This is a genomic window from Paucibacter hankyongi (genome assembly GCF_037482915.1).
Lineage (GTDB): Bacteria > Pseudomonadota > Gammaproteobacteria > Burkholderiales > Burkholderiaceae_C > Paucibacter_A > Paucibacter_A hankyongi.
The window spans coordinates 740289-757490 of the sequence record NZ_JBBHJX010000001.1 but is presented as its reverse complement, the minus strand read 5'-3'; the positions used below and the strand labels follow the sequence as shown (position 1 = coordinate 757490).

17 protein-coding genes are annotated in these 17202 nt (G+C 64.4%); 3 read left to right on the top strand and 14 right to left on the bottom strand.

The window, feature by feature from the left end:
• Positions 1 to 44: 44 nt before the first annotated feature.
• The 12 genes from WG899_RS03280 to WG899_RS03225 all read right to left on the bottom strand — a co-directional run bounded on the left by WG899_RS03280 (position 45) and on the right by WG899_RS03225 (position 12738).
• Positions 45 to 566 carry an FKBP-type peptidyl-prolyl cis-trans isomerase gene (locus WG899_RS03280; protein ID WP_339594178.1) on the bottom strand — a complete coding sequence of 174 codons (522 nt, stop codon included), beginning with the start codon at positions 564 to 566 and terminating at the stop codon, positions 45 to 47.
• 117 nt (positions 567 to 683) lie between these two features.
• Entirely contained in the window at positions 684 to 1208 is a 525-nt protein-coding gene (locus WG899_RS03275) for a GNAT family N-acetyltransferase (protein WP_339594177.1), read from the bottom strand.
• Positions 1209 to 1299: 91 nt separating this feature from the next.
• Positions 1300 to 1602, bottom strand: coding sequence for a hypothetical protein (locus WG899_RS03270; protein WP_339594176.1), 303 nt, complete (start codon positions 1600 to 1602; stop codon positions 1300 to 1302).
• Positions 1603 to 1639: 37 nt separating this feature from the next.
• A complete protein-coding gene (locus tag WG899_RS03265) occupies positions 1640 to 2083 on the bottom strand; it encodes a hypothetical protein (protein WP_339594175.1) in 444 nt (147 codons plus the stop codon).
• The gene (locus WG899_RS03260; RefSeq protein WP_339594174.1) at positions 2080 to 2961 is read right to left on the bottom strand and encodes an alpha/beta fold hydrolase; all 882 of its coding nucleotides are present in this window, start codon (positions 2959 to 2961) and stop codon (positions 2080 to 2082) included. The genes WG899_RS03265 and WG899_RS03260 overlap by 4 nt, the downstream gene beginning before the upstream one ends.
• Positions 2958 to 3632 (bottom strand): TetR/AcrR family transcriptional regulator, encoded by a 675-nt coding sequence (locus tag WG899_RS03255; protein ID WP_339594173.1) that lies wholly within the window; start codon positions 3630 to 3632, stop codon positions 2958 to 2960. Before WG899_RS03255 ends, WG899_RS03260 begins: the two co-directional genes overlap by 4 nt.
• Positions 3633 to 3642: 10 nt before the next feature.
• Positions 3643 to 4974, bottom strand: a complete 1332-nt coding sequence (locus WG899_RS03250; RefSeq protein ID WP_339594172.1) for a nucleotide disphospho-sugar-binding domain-containing protein — start codon at positions 4972 to 4974, stop codon at positions 3643 to 3645.
• Between the two features lie 181 nt (positions 4975 to 5155).
• Positions 5156 to 6613, bottom strand: coding sequence for a sensor histidine kinase (locus WG899_RS03245; protein WP_339594171.1), 1458 nt, complete (start codon positions 6611 to 6613; stop codon positions 5156 to 5158).
• Positions 6610 to 8019: a sigma-54-dependent transcriptional regulator gene (locus tag WG899_RS03240; RefSeq protein WP_339594170.1), complete on the bottom strand. Its 1410-nt coding sequence runs from the start codon at positions 8017 to 8019 to the stop codon at positions 6610 to 6612. Before WG899_RS03240 ends, WG899_RS03245 begins: the two co-directional genes overlap by 4 nt.
• Before the next feature lie 40 nt (positions 8020 to 8059).
• On the bottom strand, positions 8060 to 10522 hold the full coding sequence (locus WG899_RS03235) for an FtsX-like permease family protein (RefSeq protein WP_339594169.1): 2463 nt from the start codon (positions 10520 to 10522) through the stop codon (positions 8060 to 8062).
• On the bottom strand, positions 10522 to 11307 hold the full coding sequence (locus tag WG899_RS03230) for an ABC transporter ATP-binding protein (protein WP_339594168.1): 786 nt from the start codon (positions 11305 to 11307) through the stop codon (positions 10522 to 10524). The genes WG899_RS03235 and WG899_RS03230 overlap by 1 nt, the downstream gene beginning before the upstream one ends.
• A 69-nt stretch (positions 11308 to 11376) precedes the next feature.
• On the bottom strand, positions 11377 to 12738 hold the full coding sequence (locus tag WG899_RS03225; protein WP_339594167.1) for an efflux RND transporter periplasmic adaptor subunit: 1362 nt from the start codon (positions 12736 to 12738) through the stop codon (positions 11377 to 11379).
• 97 nt (positions 12739 to 12835) lie between these two features.
• Between WG899_RS03225 and WG899_RS03220 the strand changes: the two genes are divergently transcribed.
• From WG899_RS03220 to WG899_RS03210, 3 genes are all read left to right on the top strand, one after another.
• Positions 12836 to 13969 (top strand): JmjC domain-containing protein, encoded by a 1134-nt coding sequence (locus tag WG899_RS03220; protein ID WP_339594166.1) that lies wholly within the window; start codon positions 12836 to 12838, stop codon positions 13967 to 13969.
• A 1-nt stretch (position 13970) separates the two neighbouring features.
• Positions 13971 to 14528 carry a hypothetical protein gene (locus tag WG899_RS03215; RefSeq protein ID WP_339594165.1) on the top strand — a complete coding sequence of 186 codons (558 nt, stop codon included), beginning with the start codon at positions 13971 to 13973 and terminating at the stop codon, positions 14526 to 14528.
• 177 nt (positions 14529 to 14705) lie between these two features.
• Positions 14706 to 14942 (top strand): hypothetical protein, encoded by a 237-nt coding sequence (locus WG899_RS03210; RefSeq protein ID WP_339594164.1) that lies wholly within the window; start codon positions 14706 to 14708, stop codon positions 14940 to 14942.
• A gap of 112 nt (positions 14943 to 15054) precedes the next feature.
• On the opposite strand, the gene WG899_RS03205 is transcribed toward WG899_RS03210, so the two are convergent.
• Together WG899_RS03205 and bamC are read right to left on the bottom strand one after the other, a co-directional pair.
• Positions 15055 to 15834, bottom strand: a complete 780-nt coding sequence (locus WG899_RS03205; RefSeq protein WP_444718804.1) for an MBL fold metallo-hydrolase — start codon at positions 15832 to 15834, stop codon at positions 15055 to 15057.
• Positions 15835 to 15924: 90 nt separating this feature from the next.
• Complete coding sequence (bamC, locus tag WG899_RS03200; RefSeq protein WP_339594162.1) at positions 15925 to 17130, bottom strand: NlpB/DapX family lipoprotein; 1206 nt, start codon at positions 17128 to 17130, stop codon at positions 15925 to 15927.
• Positions 17131 to 17202 lie beyond the last annotated feature (72 nt).

The following is a 17202-nucleotide window of genomic DNA, read 5'->3' as shown; positions in this document are numbered from 1 at the left end:
TGGGCCAAGCTAGGCGGGGCGGTGTGGGCTGATTTCGTGTGAATTCAATGCAAGGGCTGATCTGGCGGGGCGCCACTGGCGACCTGAAACACCGCCTCGCCGAGGCTGCCCGCCTCCAACTCGGCTTCGGTGGCGTCGCGCACATCCAAGACCTTCAGATGCATGCGCAGGCCAATGCCAGCGAGCGGGTGGTTCGCGTCCAGCACCACATGTTCGGGGTAGACCTCGGTGACGATATAGATCGCATCGCGGGGCATGTCTTCGCTTACCGCACCCTCGGGCAGGCCTTCGACTTGCATACCGGCTTCCAACTCTTCAGGGAAGAGATTGCGAGCCTCGAAGCAGACCAGGCTGGAATCGTAGTCGCCAAAGGCATGTTCCGGCTCAAGACCGACCACGGTTTGAAAGCCAACTTCCTGGCCCTCAAGCGCCTCCTCGACCTTGGCGAACAGGTCCTGACCGCCATAGAAAAACTCGAGTGCTTCGGTCAGCTCATCGATCAGCTGGCCTTGGGCGTCTTCCAGTCTCCAACTCAGGGAAACGATACAGGGGGCAGAAATTTTCATGCCGATATTGTTTCACAGCGGGGCGGCGAGTTCAGCTTGCCTGCGTTTGGGGTCAGGTCTTGCAGGCTTCGGGCGGGTGGCAGGAATGAGCCGCCCGTTTAGACGCGGCCAAAGTGCTTATTGAGCGGCTAGCTCGCGCACATAGCGCCAGCAGTCCTGCGTCTGACCCTGCACCCGCGCCAGTCCGGGCTGCAATTCGGCGCGCACAAAGTCGTGCTTCAGCAATACTCGCGCCGAAGCCTGGTTGGCCTCGCTCACAAAGGCCTCCAATTGGCGCAAGTGCCAGCGCTGCGTCGCCTGCTGCAACAACTCACCGACGGCAAAACTGGCTAGGCCCTTGCCGACGTAGTTTTGGCCGACGCGATAGCCCAGCTCGGCGCTGCCGCGCGCGCTGTCGATGGCTTTCAAATTGGCTCGCCCGACGATGCGGCCGGCCGAGTCAATCAGCACGAAAGGGTGGAACTCGCCGCGCGCATGCAGCTCGAGCAGCTCGGCGATGTGGGCGTTCACGCCTTCGGACGAGAAAAATGTCGTCAACCGAGGCTCGACATGCTGCTCGAACCAAGCACGGTTTTCCAGCTCGAAACGCAGCAGGTCGACGGCATCCGCCGCGCACAGCGTGCGCACAGAAAAATTCAACATCATCGGTTTTATCGGGGGCGAAGCGTACAAATTGTCGGAGTCGAAAGACGGGGCGGGGGCCGCGGGCTAAACCGGCAGCATGACCTGAACTTTACGGGGATAAGTGCCCGCCGTACGCCCATTTCAGCAAGCTCAGCACCGGCCCGAGTATCAGCTTGGACAAGTACGTCGCCAGGCTGAGTGTGGCCGTCACCAGGGCAGCGCCCGCAGCGTCTTCGATTGAATACAGCAGTGAAATCAAAGGGATCAAGATGCTCAACGCGGCGATCATCGCCGCCATCCAGGCCACCGCGCGATGCTGGGCCCAAGCCGACTGAGCCTTGCAGGCCCATACCAGCGGGCCGATCACCACCCAAGGCAGCAAGACAAAAGGAAACAGGCCGATCCCCATCATGGCTTGATCTCTTGTGGCTCATCACATGCAATGCGATTCATGTGGCGCTCTGGAGACCGATCTTGAAGCCCACACCCATGGCTGCCAAAAGGGCGAGCAGCACCACGGCGCCGACGCGGTGCTGCAAGTGATCCGTCCGGGCGAAACCGGCCGCATCGCCGATCTCGGCTTGCTTCAAGCGACGCCAAACCAGCCCGACACAGAACAGATTGGCCGCAATCGCCAGGCCCGCAAAACCGAGCTTGAGCCAAAGCCAAGGGCCTGCGGGCGCCTGTTGCAGCAGCACCGCGCCGCTCAGCAAAACGCCGCAAAACGCGGGGATTTCTATGCAGAGGTCGACTCGCCAATGCAGACGCGCCAGCCACAACTCGGCGGCGCTGCCGCGACCGAGCAGGGCGCGCTCGAACAAGGCTTCGGTCAACACGCAACCCAGCCACAGACCGACCATCAGCAAATGCACAAACAGCCAGGCCCGGGTCATGCGCGCTGCTCCAGAAGGAAGGCGCGGCAGTCAGCGGCGACCCGCTCGGGCGCCTCGACCATGGGCACATGGCCCAAATCGGCATAGATGTGCAGTCGACTTCCTTGGATGGCCGAGGCTAGCAGCTGGGCATCGTCGACATGCAGGATACGGTCTAAAGCACCCCACAGGATCAGGCTTGGCACGCGAATGCCGGCCAGATGCTGGCGTTGATCTTGGTCGCGTTCCAGATCGGCCAGCAGTTTGCGCTCGACGCTGCGGCGCTGGCGTTTTTGCGCCAGCAGTACCTGCATGATGAAACGCGGCAGCCAGGGCTTTTGGGCCATGCCCCAGTCCAGCATGGCTCGGTAGTCCGCCAGACTGTCGACTTCGATCATCGGGTGCGGGTGACCCTGCGCCACATGCTGTCGCAATGCACTGGGGCGGCTCTCGGCGCCGGCGGCATCGATCAGGATCAGCGACTGAACCCACTGCGGGCATTGATGCGCCAACTGCAGCGCTAGCGCACCGCCCATCGAGTTGCCAATCAGATGCAGGCGATGCAGACCCAGGTTGTCCAGCCATTCGATCAGGCGTTCGGCTTGGGCGCCGATGCCCAAGTCCATCTCAGGCGACGCGGCGCTCTCGCCATGGCCCGGCAGGTCGGGCAGCAATAAACGCCAGCTGCTGCCCAAGGCACGAGCGAAGCGCAGCCAACTGCTGTGATCCGCGCAGGCCCCATGCAGCATCAGCACGACTTCGCGCGCAGGGCTTGTCTGGGCCGCAGCCTGATTGTCCAGAAAGGCCAGCTTGCCGAAGGACAACTGGCTCTGCTGCGCCCGCAGGCCGGCGCGTTTGCGCTCGCTGGCGAGCGCTTGTCGAAACAACCAGGCTCTCATGCGGTGGGCGTTTCGTCGGTGGGCTTGCCCATGGCGTTCGCGGTGGCCGCTCCAAGCGCTGCACTCAAGGCCTGCGCAAACATCTCCCCATTGAAGTGGGCCAGGCGATCCAAAAAGGCCTCGTCCATGGGGCGCTCCATCTGGGCCTCGAAGTTCTCTTTCAAGAGCATGGGCATCACGGCCAAGCTGGTGAAGGCCATTCGCAAGACATCGGGGTCCAAGCCGGCATCCAGTTGCCCGCTTTGCTTCATCTCGTTCAGTCGGCGGGCGCCGCGCTTTTGGCCGCGCTCCAGCAGTTGCTGCACAAAGCGCTGGCCCGGCCCCTGGCTGAGCGCCACCACCTTGAACATCAGCTTGGGCAATTCGGGGGTCGCGGACATGGTGCGGTAGTAGGTCCGCAGGTAATCGATATAGCCTTGGCGGGTGGTGAGTGCCTCGCTGTCGAGTGCTTCGAGGATGGGCATCAAGGCGGCCCTGATCATCTCCTCGTAAAGACCTTCTTTGCTGCCGAAGTAGTAGCGAATCATCGCGGTGTTGACCCCGGCTGCCTCGGCGATGCGGCGGGTGCTGACCTGATGGTATTCGTCCGACAAAAAGAATTGCTTTGCGGCGCGCAGCAGCCGCTCGGGCACACTGTCGGTGCTGTCGATGTTTTCGTCACTGTCCTTCATCGCCTTTACCTCAGACGCTTGAGAGCGCAGGCTCGATAGGCGCCTTAGGCTTCGGCCCGCTCAGGTCGAGGCCAAGCTCTAAGTCGCGGCACAAGTCGCTGGCGTCTGGTCGGCGCGCCAGGAAACGCCCGGCGATTTGAGCGCATCGTACGGGCACGGTGTCGGAGGCGAGTAGCGCACGCAAGCCGCGGGCCAGTTTGCCTGCACTGAGACCTTGAGCATGGATGACGCGGCCCAGGCCAAGAGTGGCAACACGGGCGCCGTTGTCGAACTGGTCCCAGGCGAAGGGCGTGAGCAATTGCGGCGTGCCGGCACGCAAGGCCTCGGCCATGGTGCCAATGCCGCCATGATGGATCAGCGCCGCGGCATGGGGCAAGAGACTAGCCAGCGGCACATAGGGCTGCCACAGCACCGAGGCCGGCAGATCCGCGGGCACTTGCGCGCGCTCTTTGCTCAAGAAGATCGCCCGCCGTCCGAGCTTTTGGCTGGCGGCCAGCGCGCAGGCGAAGAACTTCGCGGCGTGCAAATTGCCGGTGCCGGGCGTGAAGACCAGCGGCCTGTCGCCGGCCGCCAGAAAGGCCGATAACTCGCTGAGCGGCGCTGGCCGGGATGCCGAAGCCGGCTCGGCCTCGAACAACTGGAAGTCGCCTTGGATCATCGGGCGTGGCCAGTCCGGCTGGGGCGCTGCAAACCAGGACGGAAACAGCGTCAGCGATAGATCGGGCGCCGCCGCGAGATGATCCAAAAAGGAGTTCACCGGCGCCAAACCGTGTGCCTGCCGGAGCCCATTGATCTGTGAAAGCGCGACCGGGTCAATCCAGCCTTTTTCTAAAAACCGCCAGAAGGCGCGGCGCCAAGACAGCGGCACCCAGCTGGGCATGGTGGTCGGGCCTATCGTCAAGGGGTCGTGGCAGGTTTTCAGATTGGAGGGCGCCAGGTAGGCGGCCACCACCGATTGAACCCAGCCTTGCTCGCGGGCGATGGCCGCCCCCGGTACCAAGAAGGGGTGGCTGATAACGATCTTGGGCGCCTGACCCGGCAGCGACCGAATCTGCTCGAGCAGTTGCGCCAGCCCCTCGCGGTAGCTGGAGCCCAGTAGCGCAGAGAAGGACTTTTTGGGATCCCAGATGTCCGGGTTGCGCAGCAGTCGCTGGTACTCCTCTTCATGGCCCAAGCCGAGGCAAGGGATGCCGGCCTGCCGGACCGCGGGGGCGTGGACGCTGTGGGTGATGAAGGTGACTTGCCGGCTTAGCGTTTGCAGGCCGCGGGCAAGACTCATCAAGGGGTGGAGGTCGCCGGTGGTGCCGACGGTGATCACGAGGTAGTGGGGCGCTTCTGACATGGGGATTCGGTTTGAACACTGCGCCGATGGCCAAGGGCCGCGCGCTTGTTCGTTCTTCCATTTGCAGATGAACGGTTTCGAGCGCGGGGCTATCGTTGCAAGGCCCAAAGGTTAGCGTCTGGCGTGGCGCCTGCCCAGCAAAGTTGCCACTCAAAAAGGCCGATTTGGATAAACAGCCGGGCTAGTCCTCGGCGTGCTGACCCATCTGCACGGGCTGAGGGGAGTTGCCAAAGTTCAGGATGGCGGCACACCCTCGTGTTGTTCCCCGCGCTTGCAAAATCAAGCTGCCTTGATGAGCCTCGGCAATCTGGCGCGACAGCAGCAGGCCGATGCCGGTGCCATCCGGCTTGGTGCTGTAGAAGGGCACAAACAGATTGTCCGGGTTGGCCAGTCCGGTGCCTTGGTCCAGCACCGTCAGGCGCAGCGGTTGCAAATGGCAACGCAATTCCAGCGGCGCTCCGTCGGCCTCGATGCCATTCTTCAGCAGATTGATCAGCAACTGCTCGATCTGTACCGGATCCCCAAAAAACGGGATATCGAGTTCGGGCGGCAGGGCGGCGGCGTGCGGGGCTTCGCCTGCGGGGGAGTCGTGCGTTTCCAGGCAGAGGCGTAGTTGCGCCTGGGGCAACATGGTCGGCAAGCGGCGCAACAGGCCCGCCAAGTCGAAGACGCGCTTGTGCGGTTCGGGCAAGCGGGCCAGCTGCGCATAGCGACGTACGAACTCGGCCAAATGGATGGCGCGCTCATGGATCAGGCTCAGGCCTTCATCCAGGTCCGCCAGCTCTTCTTCGTTGTTGGCATCCAGCTGCTTGCTGTGCATTGAAGCCAGGCTTTTGCGCAAGGTATCGCTGAGGCTGGAGATGGGCACCAGCGAGTTGTTGACCTCGTGGCTGAGCACCCGCAGCAGACGCCGCCAGGCTTGCATTTCTTCACCGCGCAGCACCTGCTTCAGGTCGGTGACGAAGAGCAGGGTGTGCTCGCTTCCCTCCACCACACCTTCCACGGCATAGTGCTGCCGGCGCAGCTGCCACAGGCCGGCGGCACCTGGAAAGACATGCTGGCTGAGTTGCCCGGTGTCGGCGCTCAGCAGTTCGGCCAAGCCGAGCTCAGCGGCCGAAATGCCAATCACGGCGGAGTGGGTTTGGCCCAGCAGCCTGAGTGCGCAAGGGTTGGCCAGTTGCAAGTGGCCCTGCGCGTCAAAGGCGAAGATCGCCACATCAATGCCTTGCATCACGCTGTCCACCAGACTCATCGCCTCTTTGGCCTGCAGCCGCTGGCGGTGCAGGCCGTCAACCAGCTGATTGATTTGCAGACCCAAAAGGTCATCAGGCCCGGCCCGCCGCAAGCGGTGGCTGTAGTCGCCGGCGGCAATGCCTTCGACCAAATTGCCAATGGTCTGCAGATGGAACTCAGCCCGCTTGTAGATCGCCCACGCGGCGCCCAAGCAGGCCAGGCTGCAGAGCAAGCTGAGCAGCAGCTTGGGGTAGATCAGCCAGGGCTGTTGCCAGATCCAGTAGTTGGCGGCCAGCAGGGCGGGAGCCCCACCGGCCAAGGCCAGCAGGCCCATCTGCCCGGCAAAGCCGAATAGGCGCGGGCGTGGGGCCGGCACGCGATTCGGCCGCGATGAGCTGTGCTTCACAGCTGGTGCTTTTCCAGCCGGCGGTAAAAGGCCGAGCGGCTCAGGCCCAGCGCTTGCGCGGCCAATTGGGCATTGCCGCCGTTGCGGCGCAGGGCAGTGCGGATCAAGAGCTTTTCAGCCTCGTCCAGCGTCAGCTCGGTCGGCAGCAAGGCCGGGCCGCCTAACGCCGGCGCCGCGGCGGGCTGCAAGGCCAAGTCGCCCGGGTTGATCTGCTCGCCTGGCGCCAGCAGGCAGACCCGTTCCATGCAATGGGCCAACTCGCGCACATTGCCCGGCCAGTCATGCGCCAGCAGGGCAGCGCGGGCTGCGTCCGTCAGCGGTTTGAGCGGGCGCTTGTAGCGCTGCGCAAACTCGGCCAGGTAATGCTGGGCCAAGGCCAGGATGTCTTCGCCGCGCTCGCGCAGCGGCGGCAGCTGCAGCTGCACGCTGTTGAGCCGGTACAGCAGGTCGCGTCGAAACAGCCCTTGCTCGACCATGGCGTTCAGGTCCGCATTGCTGGCGGCAATCAGCCGTACCTGCGCACGCCGTGGGCGGGCCGAACCGAGGCGCTCGAATTGGCCGCCTTCCAGCACCTGCAGCAATTTGGCCTGCTGGGCCAGCGGGATGTTGCCAATCTCATCCAAGAACAAGGTGCCGCCGTCAGCCAGCTCAAAGCGGCCGATGCGGGCCTGGCGGGCGTCGGTGAAGGCGCCTTTTTCATGGCCGAACATCTCGCTTTCGAACAGGGTCTCGGGAATGGCCCCCATGTTCACGCTGATGAAAGGCCCCTCGGCACGCGCCGACTGGCGATGGATGGCCTGAGCTAGCTGGCTTTTACCGCTGCCGTTCTCGCCGGTGATGAGCAGATTGACGTCGGCCGGCGCGACTGCCGCCACCTGCGCCATCAAGGCTTGCATGGCGGGTGACTGACCAATCCAGACGCGCTCAGCGCTGCCGGCTAGCAGCAAGGCGTTTTGCGCCGCCAGCTTTTGCGCGCGGCGTTGGCTCTCGCCCAGTGCGAGCTGGGTGCGGATGAGACCCGCCAGGCGGGTGTTGTCCCAGGGTTTCTCGATGAAGTCGCTCGCCCCCCCTTTGAGTGCCTGTACCACCAGCGGCACGCTGCCCCAGGCGGTCATCGCAATGATGGGCAAGTGCGGGTCGAGAGCGCGGGCGCGCTGAATCAAGTCCAGGCCCTCTTGGCCCGAGGTGGTGTCGCGGCTGTAGTTGAGGTCGGCCAGCAGCAGGCCAAACTCACCCTGGACGAGTGCCGCTAGCGCCTGTTCCGGTGAATCCGTCAGTTCGCAAGCCCAGCCCTCGCTCTTGAGGAACAGGCGCAGGGCACTGCGCACGGCCGCGTCATCGTCGGCCACCAGAATGGGCAGGCTGGCGCTTGAGGTGGAGCGCGCATGGAAGGGCAAGGGATTCATCGACGCTGGCTATTCATGGCCCTGCCATTCTCGCCCAGGCTCATGGGCTGTTCAGCGCGGCAGTGGGCGACTGCCGCAGCGCCCGGCGCGCCGGCAGCCAGGTCGACAGCAGCACCAGCGCCGAGATCAGCGCGGCCACCGCCGTAACGCCCAGGCCCAGCGGCAGACCCGGCCCGACGTCATCGCTGAGCACCAGCGCGCCGGCGATTAAACCCAGCGGCAGCGCCAGAGCCAAGAGCCGCAAAGCCTGGGCCAGCAGCAGGCGCATCAGCTGCGCATCGCTGGCGCCTACGGCCCGGCGCACACCAATTTCCTGGCTGCGCAATTGCACCGCCCGGCTGGTCACACCGTAGATGCCGCTGGCGGCCAGACCCAGGGTCAGCAGGCCCAGCACCAGGCTCATGGCCGCCATCACCTCTTCGCCGCCATGCGCGATACGTTGGCGCTCCTCGGCACTGAAGACCTGCTCCAATGCCAAGCTGGGGTCGGCCTGCGCCACGGCCCGGCCCAGCAGCTCGCGGCTGGCGGCGTTGTCGGGCACGCCAACCAGGGCAATGCCCATGTCGGTCGGTGCGGTCTGGCTGATCGGCAGGTAGAAGTTGGCGGCGCGCAGACCGCGTTCTCGGCCAATGCCTTGCAGCACATGGGGCGTCACGCCGACCACGGTGATCCAGGCGCCGACGTCCTTCTTGGCGCCGTCTTCGACGATGGCGAATCGCTTGCCCAGCGGGTCTTGGCCGGGCCAGTGCTCTTGGGCGAAGTTTCGGTTGATCACCGCCACCTTGAGGCTGTCGGCGCGGTCCTGCGGCCCAAACTCGCGCCCGGCCAGCAGCTTCACTTCCATGGCTTGGAAGAAGCCCGCGTTGACGCGGTAGTTGCCGCCCACCGGATAGCGCTCGTCCTGCACCGTCATGCCTTCGGGCAGGATGAGGTCGCTGTCGATCATGCCGCCACCGGGCAGGCTGGTGGACATGGCCACGCGAGCGCCGGCGCTGTCGGCGGCCTCAATCAGGCGGGCCTCCAAGCGCGTCCACAGGGCCTCACGGGCGGTACGGGCTGCGTCGTTGTCGCCGCGATACTGGGCCTGGCGCGGCGTCAGGCGCGCGGTCAGCACGCCTTCCATGCGCGCTCCGGTGCCGGCCGTCAGGCGCTGATGCACGGTGTAGGTCTGCAGGCCCGAGGCCAGCAGCAAGAGGCTGGACAGAGCGATCTGAACCCACACCAGGGCGCGGGCAAAGCGCCCACTGGCGCGACCTTGGCTGCCGCGGCCGTCCCGCAGCACAGCGTTGAGGTCCACGGCGGAGGCGCGCCAGGCCGGCAGCAATCCGGTGGCCAAAGCGGTAAGCAAGCTCAGGCCCAGGCCCACAAGCAGGGCTTGCGGGCGCATCTCGAAGTGGATCCAAAAGGGCAGGCGGCCGTCTGCCGTGGCCTGCACCGCCAGCTGGGTGGCGTCGAGTGCCCAGGCGCTGAAGAACACGCCGAGCGCCGCGGCCGCCAGACACAGCAGCAGGGTTTCAGCGAGCATTTGCAGGATCAATCGGCCACGCGGCGCACCTAGCGCAGCGCGCACTGCCAGCTCTTGCCGACGCTCATTGGCGCGTGCCAGCAGCAAATTGCTGGTGTTGATGCATACCAGGGCCAGCAGCAGGGCGGCGGCGCCGGCCAGGCCGAGATAAATCATGTCTACGTCCGGCATGCCCCAGGCCGCATAGGGCAGAACCAGGGCGCCGACATGGGCGTTGTTGGCCGGGAAGGCATGGCCCAGTTGCTGGGCGACCAAGCGCAGCTCGCCTTCGGCTTGTGCGCGGCTGGCCCCGAACTTGAGTTTGCCCAGCGCCAAAACATGCTGTGCTGTACCCATCGAATGCCCATGGCCGCGCGTCAGCGGGCCGACAGGCGGCTGAAAGGGCAGCCAGAGTTCTTGGGTCATGGGGAAGCGCAGTTCGCCGGGCAAGACGCCGACGATCTCGGTGTCCACGCCGTTGATCTTGACCCGGCTGCCGATGATGGCCGGGTCGGCGGCCAGAAAGCGACGCCAGAGCTGCGCGCCAATGACGGCCACCGGCGCTGCGCCGGGCCGGCTGTCGCTGGCCTGCAGGGCGCGACCCAGTTCGGGCTTGGCTGCTTGGCCTAACCAAGCCCAAACCTCGGCTGGCACAAAAGCGGCTTGAAAATTGGCCGGGTATTGCTGATGGCCGCCCAGCGTCACGGTCGCCACTTGGATCGGCTGCAGGCTCTCAAAGCTGGGCGTATGGCCCTGGTACTCGAGCAGATCGAGGTAGTGCACGCTCCTGGCCTGGGTGCGCTCACCATCGCGGCTAGCCTCCACGGCGACCAAGCGTTCGGGTTCGGGGAAAGGAATGTCACCGGCGCTGAAGCTGAAGTAGACACCGGCGGCGTAGATGGCGAATCCCAGGCCGCAGCTCAGGGTCACCAGGCTCAGCAAAGCGTGCCCCGGGCGGCGCAGCAGGGCCTGGACGGTGTGGCGCAGATCGTCCCACATCACAGGGCCTCCGCCAGTGTGGCCGCTGCTGCGGCGGCTTGTGAAGCGCTGGGGTGGGGGTGGATGACCGAAGTCGGCAAGTCGGCGACGACCCGGCCGTCAAACAAGGCCACAGTGCGCTGGGCCAATGCGGCGTAGCGCGGGTCGTGGGTGACCATGCACAAGGTCGCGCCCTTGGCATGCACGCTTTGCAGCAGTTCCATCACCAGTTCGGCATTGCGCGAATCGAGATTGCCGGTCGGCTCATCGGCCAGGATCAAGCTGGGCCTGCCGACCAGCGCGCGGGCGATGGCCACGCGCTGCTGTTGGCCGCCCGAGAGCTGTGCCGGGTAGTGACGCGCGCGGTGCGCCATGTCCACCTGGGCCAAGACCTCGGCGACGCGCTCGCGGCGCTCAGCGCGGCTCATTTCAGAGCGGTAGCTCAGCGGCAAGGCGACGTTGTCTTCGACCGTTAGGTCACCGATCAGATTGAAGGCTTGAAAGACGAAACCAATCTGGCGGTTGCGCAGCAGGGCGCGGGCGCGGCTGTCGAGTTGTTCAACGCGCTGGCCGTTCAGCAGATAGTGGCCGGCGCTGGGGCTGTCCAGCAAGCCGAGGATGGCCAGCAAGCTGGACTTGCCGCAGCCCGAGGGGCCACTGACGGCCAGGAACTCGCCGCTGCGAATTTCCAGGCTGACCTCGTCCAGCGCGCGGGTTTCCAACTCGTCGCTGAGAAAGCTTTTTTGAATGCCTTGCAGGCGGATCAAGGGCTGCTCCGGCGTGGGGGCGTGGCTTGTGCTTGTCATGGCAGTCTCTTTTCTCTTGGCGATAAATGTAGGGCTGAAACTTGAGGCTTTGGGCCAGGACTGATGGGCTCAACGCAGGCGCACGCGCTCGGCCAAGCGCCAGCTGCTGGTGTCGGAGACGACGATGCGGTCACCGGGCTTGAGTCCGCTCTGGATGGCAATGCGGCTGACCGAGGCGGGGCCAAACTGCACCGAGACCCGTTCGGCCAGCTCATCGCTGACCATGCGGTAGACGTTGCTTTGGCTCATGGCTTGGCTGAAGACCGGACGCTGGACTTGGACAGCGTCGCTGATGCGGTTCAAGGCGATGCTGCCGTCGATGCTGAGGTCGGGGCGTGCGCCCTGGGGCAGCGGGTCAAGAATGCGCAGATCCACCTTGAGTAGGCTGTTGCTGACCTTGGGGGCGACGCGGCTGACGACGGCGCGCAACTGACCCTCGCGGCTGCCGGTGCGCAGATCAACCAAGGCCTCTTGGCCGAGGGCGATGTCGCGCGCCTGCGCCTCCTGCACCTGAATTTCGGCATAAAGCGCCCCGGCCCGCGCCAGCTTGGCCAACGGCGCGCCTGCCGCCACGCTTTGGCCGGGCTGCAGGGTCAACTCTTGCACCACGCCGTCTTCGGGGGCGCGTACTTGCAAGGCCTCCACCAGCTCAAGATCGCGCTGCCAGGCCTTGTGCAGGCGGGCCAGAGCGGCACGTTTGGCGTCCAGCTGAGCCTGCATGGCGGCGCGGTGCTGCTGAAGCAGTTCGCGCTCGAGTTGCAGGGTTTGGCTGGCTTGCTCGACGCTGAAGCGGCTGCGTTGAAAGGCGAGCTTGGAGACCATGCCGTCCTTTAACAATTCCTGGTCGGCCTGCCATTGCAGCTCGGCGCTGCGGGCACTGAAGTCGGCGCGCTGAACGGCGGCTTGGGCACTCATGGCTTGGCTGTCCAGGCTGGCTAGCAAGGCCTTGAGTTCGGCTTGCGCCTGATCCAACTGCCAGCGGCTTTCCTGCGCACGTTGCTGCAATTGAGGATTGTTCAGCTGCATCAACAGCTCGCCTTGTTTCAACTGACTGCCGGCCTGGGCCAGCAGGCGCTCCACCCGCGCCTCGCTTTGCGCTGCGACCCAACGCAGCTCGCTGGACACCAGCACGCCGCTGCCGCGCACATCGAGCGCCAGAGGCCCTTGCTCGACCTTGGCGTAGCTCATGCCGCGGGCAGAGACCGTGAACTCGGCCGGCTCTGCTTTCAGGCGCAGCGCCAGCAGGCCGCCTGCCAAGATCAGGGTCAGCAGAACAAATAGCGCCGGGCGGGCCGCGCGACGGCGCCAGCGTTGCCCGGGGGTGAGAGGTCTTTGCAGGTCCATGCCGGGCTTGAATGCAGGATGCGTGCCAAGGTCTTGCATACCCGACATATGCGCTAAGTGCTTGATTTCCGGGGCGGCTGAGAACATCGCGGACCTTGATCTAGATGCAAAGATTGCGAAATCGGGACGCGGCAGCTGTCACGCATCCCAGTTTCGGGACGGCGCGAGCGGCGACAATGGCCGCATGAATATCCAAGACAAACTTCCGCTGCTGGGTGGCCTCAGCCCCGAACAATTCATGCGCCGGCATTGGCAGAAAAAGCCTTTACTGGTCCGCCAAGCCTTGCCGGGCATCAAGCCCCCGGTGTCGCGCAGCGAGTTGGCCGCGCTGGCCGCCAGCGAGGATGTGGAGTCCCGCTTGATCAGCGCCTTCAAGGATCGCTGGGCCTTGTACCCCGGCCCAGTCGCCAAGCTGCCGCCTTACTCAAAAGCGGCTTGGACGCTGCTGGTGCAGGGCTTGGAGCAGCATGTGCCGGCCGCGGCCGATTTGCTGAATCAATTTCGCTTCGTTCCCGAAGCGCGGCTGGACGATTTAATGATTTCCTACGCCACCGATGGCGGCGGCGTCGGCCCGCATTTCGATTCCTACGATGTATTCCTGATCCAGGTCCAGGGTCAACGACGTTGGCGCATCGGTCGCCAGGGCGTGGCCACCAGCGGCGCCTTGCGCGAGGGCGTGCCGGTCAAGTTGCTGGCAGACTTCGAGCCCGAGGACGAGTTTGTGCTGGACGCCGGCGACATGCTCTATCTGCCGCCCGGCTGGGCGCATGACGGCATTGCGGTGGGCGAGTGCATGACCTGCTCGGTGGGCTTTCGCACCCCTTGGCGCGCCGAGTTGGCCAAGGACTTGTTGAGCCGATTGATGGACGATGAGGATCAGGGTTATGCGAACCGCATGTACGCCGATCCCAAACAAGCCGCGACGGTGACGCCGGGCTTGGTGCCCGAGCAATTGCTGGAGTTCGCCCGTGATGCGGTCGAGCGGGCGCTGCGTGAACCGCTGGCGCTCGAGCGCGCTTTGGGCGAGGCCTTGACCGAGCCTAAGCCGCGTGTCTGGTTTGAAGCCGGCGCGGAATTGGCAGAAGGCTTGGGCGTGACGCTCGATCGACGCAGCCGCATGATGTACGACAAGGCACACATTTTCATCAATGGCGAGTCGTTCCGCGCCGGCGGGCGCGACGCCAAATTGATGCGCCTGTTTGCGGACAGCAAAACGCTCAGCGTCAAGCAGGTGGCCCAGTTGTCCGAAGGTGCCCGAGATCTGCTGAGTCAATGGGTCGAGGACGGCTGGGTGCAGCCCGCTGCCCCGCAGGTTTGATATGACTGCCTTGCAGGCCGGCAAGTTCGAAGGGCGGGGTGAGTTTGTCGCCGCGCTTCGGCATGCCTTGCTGCAAGCCTGCACCGAAGAGTGGCCGGAACTGTTTTGCTTGGACGCCAGCTTTGTCGACTGGCCGTGGTCTGACGCGGAAGTGCTTGAAGCCTTGAAACGCTGGGCCCGGGCTGGCCGGCGCTTGCATTTGCTGGCGGAGCAGTTCGAGGAAGTCCGGCGCCGGCACCCGCGTTTTGTGCAATGGCGCAGCACCTGGGGTCATTGCGTTCAGGCCTTGGCCTATGGGCCGGAGGCTTTGGCTGCGGTAGGGCCGGGCGGGCCAGCGGCCTTGTTTTTTACGCGCCAAAAGCTGGCTGTTTCCAAAGAGGGCGTGCTCGAACCTGCGGCGGGGAGTGAGCCGGCTTTGAGTGTTAGGCTGCATGACAAGCAGCTGTGGCGCGGCGCGGTATCGATGAATGCTGTCGATACCTTGCGTTCGGCCGAGTATTTTGATGCGTTGGCGCAACGCTGCTGCGAATCGTTTGCCAGCACGACCTTGGGTCTCTAAGAGCTTTCAAAAGCTAACGCTATAATTAGCGGCTAGGCGATGGAAGCGCTCGAGGTTTCCGCGTCTTGTCCTGCCGAAGTTTGCAGCCTTTTGAAACCTTCGGGTTTTGAAGAGCGAGTCAAGCTTCAAAAAATTACCGGTAATTGCAATTTCGTTTAACGAATTTTGAGGATAAGTATGAACAAGTCGATCCTGTTGGCTGCTGTGCTGGCTGCTGTTGCTCTGACCGCTTGCGGCAAGAAGGAAGAAGCTGCTGTCGTGGCTCCTGCCGTTGCTGAAGCCGCTTCCGCCGCTGCCAGCGCTGTTGACGCTGCTGCCGCTACTGCTGCTTCCGCTGTCGCCACTGGCGCCGCTGACGCTGCTTCGGCTGTCGGCGCTGCCGCTGCTGACGCTGCTTCCGCAGTCAGCAAGTAATCAGACCTCTTTCTGATTCTTGAAAAGCCGCCTGGCGCAAGCCCGGCGGTTTTTTCGTTTTAGGGCGTCGTTTTTGGGCGTCGCTTTAGGGCTTGCCTAATTCCGCCCGGCCTCAGACGCTGAGCCAGGGATGGCCTGACTGCTGGTGACACAGCAGGGCCTCATGAGGTGCCGCATTGACCGCATCTGCCCAGGCCTGTGCGGCCAGATCAGGCGTGTTATTGCGCTCGCTCAGGTGGGCGCACAGTACATGCCGCAAATCGGGATGCAGGCATAGCCGCAACAGTTCGCCGGCGGCGGCATTGGAGAGGTGGCCATGGCTGCCCAGAATGCGCCGCTTCAGGCTGGCCGGATAGTTCGAGGCGCGCAGTAAGTCCTCGTCATGGTTGAACTCCAGCAGCAGCGAGTGGCAGCCTTGCAAGGCTTGCACGACCGACGGGCTGGCGTGGCCCAGATCAGTGATCAAGCCCAGGTGGCGGGCGCCATCGCTACAGCGCAGATGCAAGGGCTCCTGGGCATCATGCGGCACGGCAAACACCTGCATCTGCAGATCGCCCAAGGCTATCGTTTCGCCGTCACGGGCGAAGTGCAGCAGTTGCATGTCGAAATCGGGCTTGCCAATGGCGCGCCAAGTGCCGCGGCTGGTCCACAAGGGGATGCGAAAGCGCTCGGCCAGGTTCAGTGCGCAACCGATATGGTCACCATGTTCATGGGTGATGAAGATGCCGCTGAGCATCTCTGGGCTGCTGCCAGCGCGTTGCAGGCGCCGCGTCAGTTCGCGCAGGCTGAATCCGCAGTCGACCAGGAGCTGGGTGTTGGTGATGCCTTGGCTGGCCTCGACCAAGCTTGCGTTGCCGCCGCTGCCGCTGCCTAGGTTGCAAAAGCGCATCAAGAGGTCGTTTTCATCATGGCCGCGCCAAAGGAAAAACGCCGCCAACCCTGCGGCTGAAGCGGCGTCTCGAGCTGAAAACCTGCGGCTGGATCAGCGCAGATCGTCCATCAGCAGATTCAGAATCCGCTTGGCATTCTCGCTGGTCTGCAGTTGGCCCTTGTCGTCCAGGACGCTGACCGTGCTGCGCTCACCCTCGGACTTGACCGAGACGCGGTAACGCGTAGCGGTCGGCGCGGTATCGGAGCTGAACAGGCGCTGGAAGAAGTTGGGCTCTTCCTTGCCGGCCTGGTTGGGGTCGGCGTAACGCAGGAAGAACAGACCTTGCTTGCGGTCGCGGTCTTCAATGGTGAAGCCGTGGCGGTCCAGGGATTGGCCGACCCGGCGCCAAGCGCGCTCGAAGCCTTCGTTGACCTGCAGGCTGTCCGGCACATCGCTGAGCTTGCGCGCCAGCGGTGCGGCGGTCGCGGCGACTGCCGTTGTGCTCGGCGTGGCACCGGTGGCGGCGGGCGTGTTGGCTGCGGCCAAAGCGGCCTTGGCCTGTTCGTCCTTGGCGCCTAGTTTGAGCATCAGGCGCGACAGCATCTCGGCTTCCAGTTCGCGCTCGGAGGGGCGCGATTGCCAGGCTGTGTTGTCTTTCTGTGGGCCGGTGTAGACCTCTTGCATGCCGCGGTGGCTGATGGTGATCTCGCTGCCGCCCTTGCTGGAGCGCTCGACCCGGGTGCGGAACATGTCCTTTTCGCCGGTCGAGTAGAAGCCGTCGAAGACTTTGCCGATGGTGGAGCGGATGATGTCTTGCGGCAACTTGGCGCGGTTCTCGTTCCAGTTGGTTTCCATCACGCCGATCTCGGCGACTTCTTTGGTCAGCTCAAAGCCGCGCTCTTGCCAGAACTCGCGCAGCTGGGGCCACAGTTGCTCGGGCGTCAAGGAGGTGCGCAGCCAACGATCAGCGCCATCGCGCTCAAGTTGCACATCGCCGGCCGCGTTCAGGGCCACGCTGGCCTTGCTGGCAGGGGCTGCAGCGCCAGCAGCCAAAGGAGTTGCTTGCTCGCCCTTCTTTTGGAAGGTGGCAGCACTGACCACGCCGTCGGCGCTTTGTGCGCGGCTAGTACGCGCCAATTGACTCAGGTCGGGCGGCACATCGAGGCCGGCGGTCTGGCGGGCGCCGCTGCGGTAGTCCACCTTGTCCGAGGAGAAGGTGTTGTCAAACATGCTGCAGCCGGCCAGCGAACCCACCAACACCAGGCAAGCCAGGCGCACCGGAGTGGCCGCGGAGGAAACAAAAGAGGAACGGGTCACGCTAGACATCTCCAGGGCTCGGGCCGCTGATGTGCGGCCCGCTTTTCATGTGGGGGCAAAAACTTGATCGGG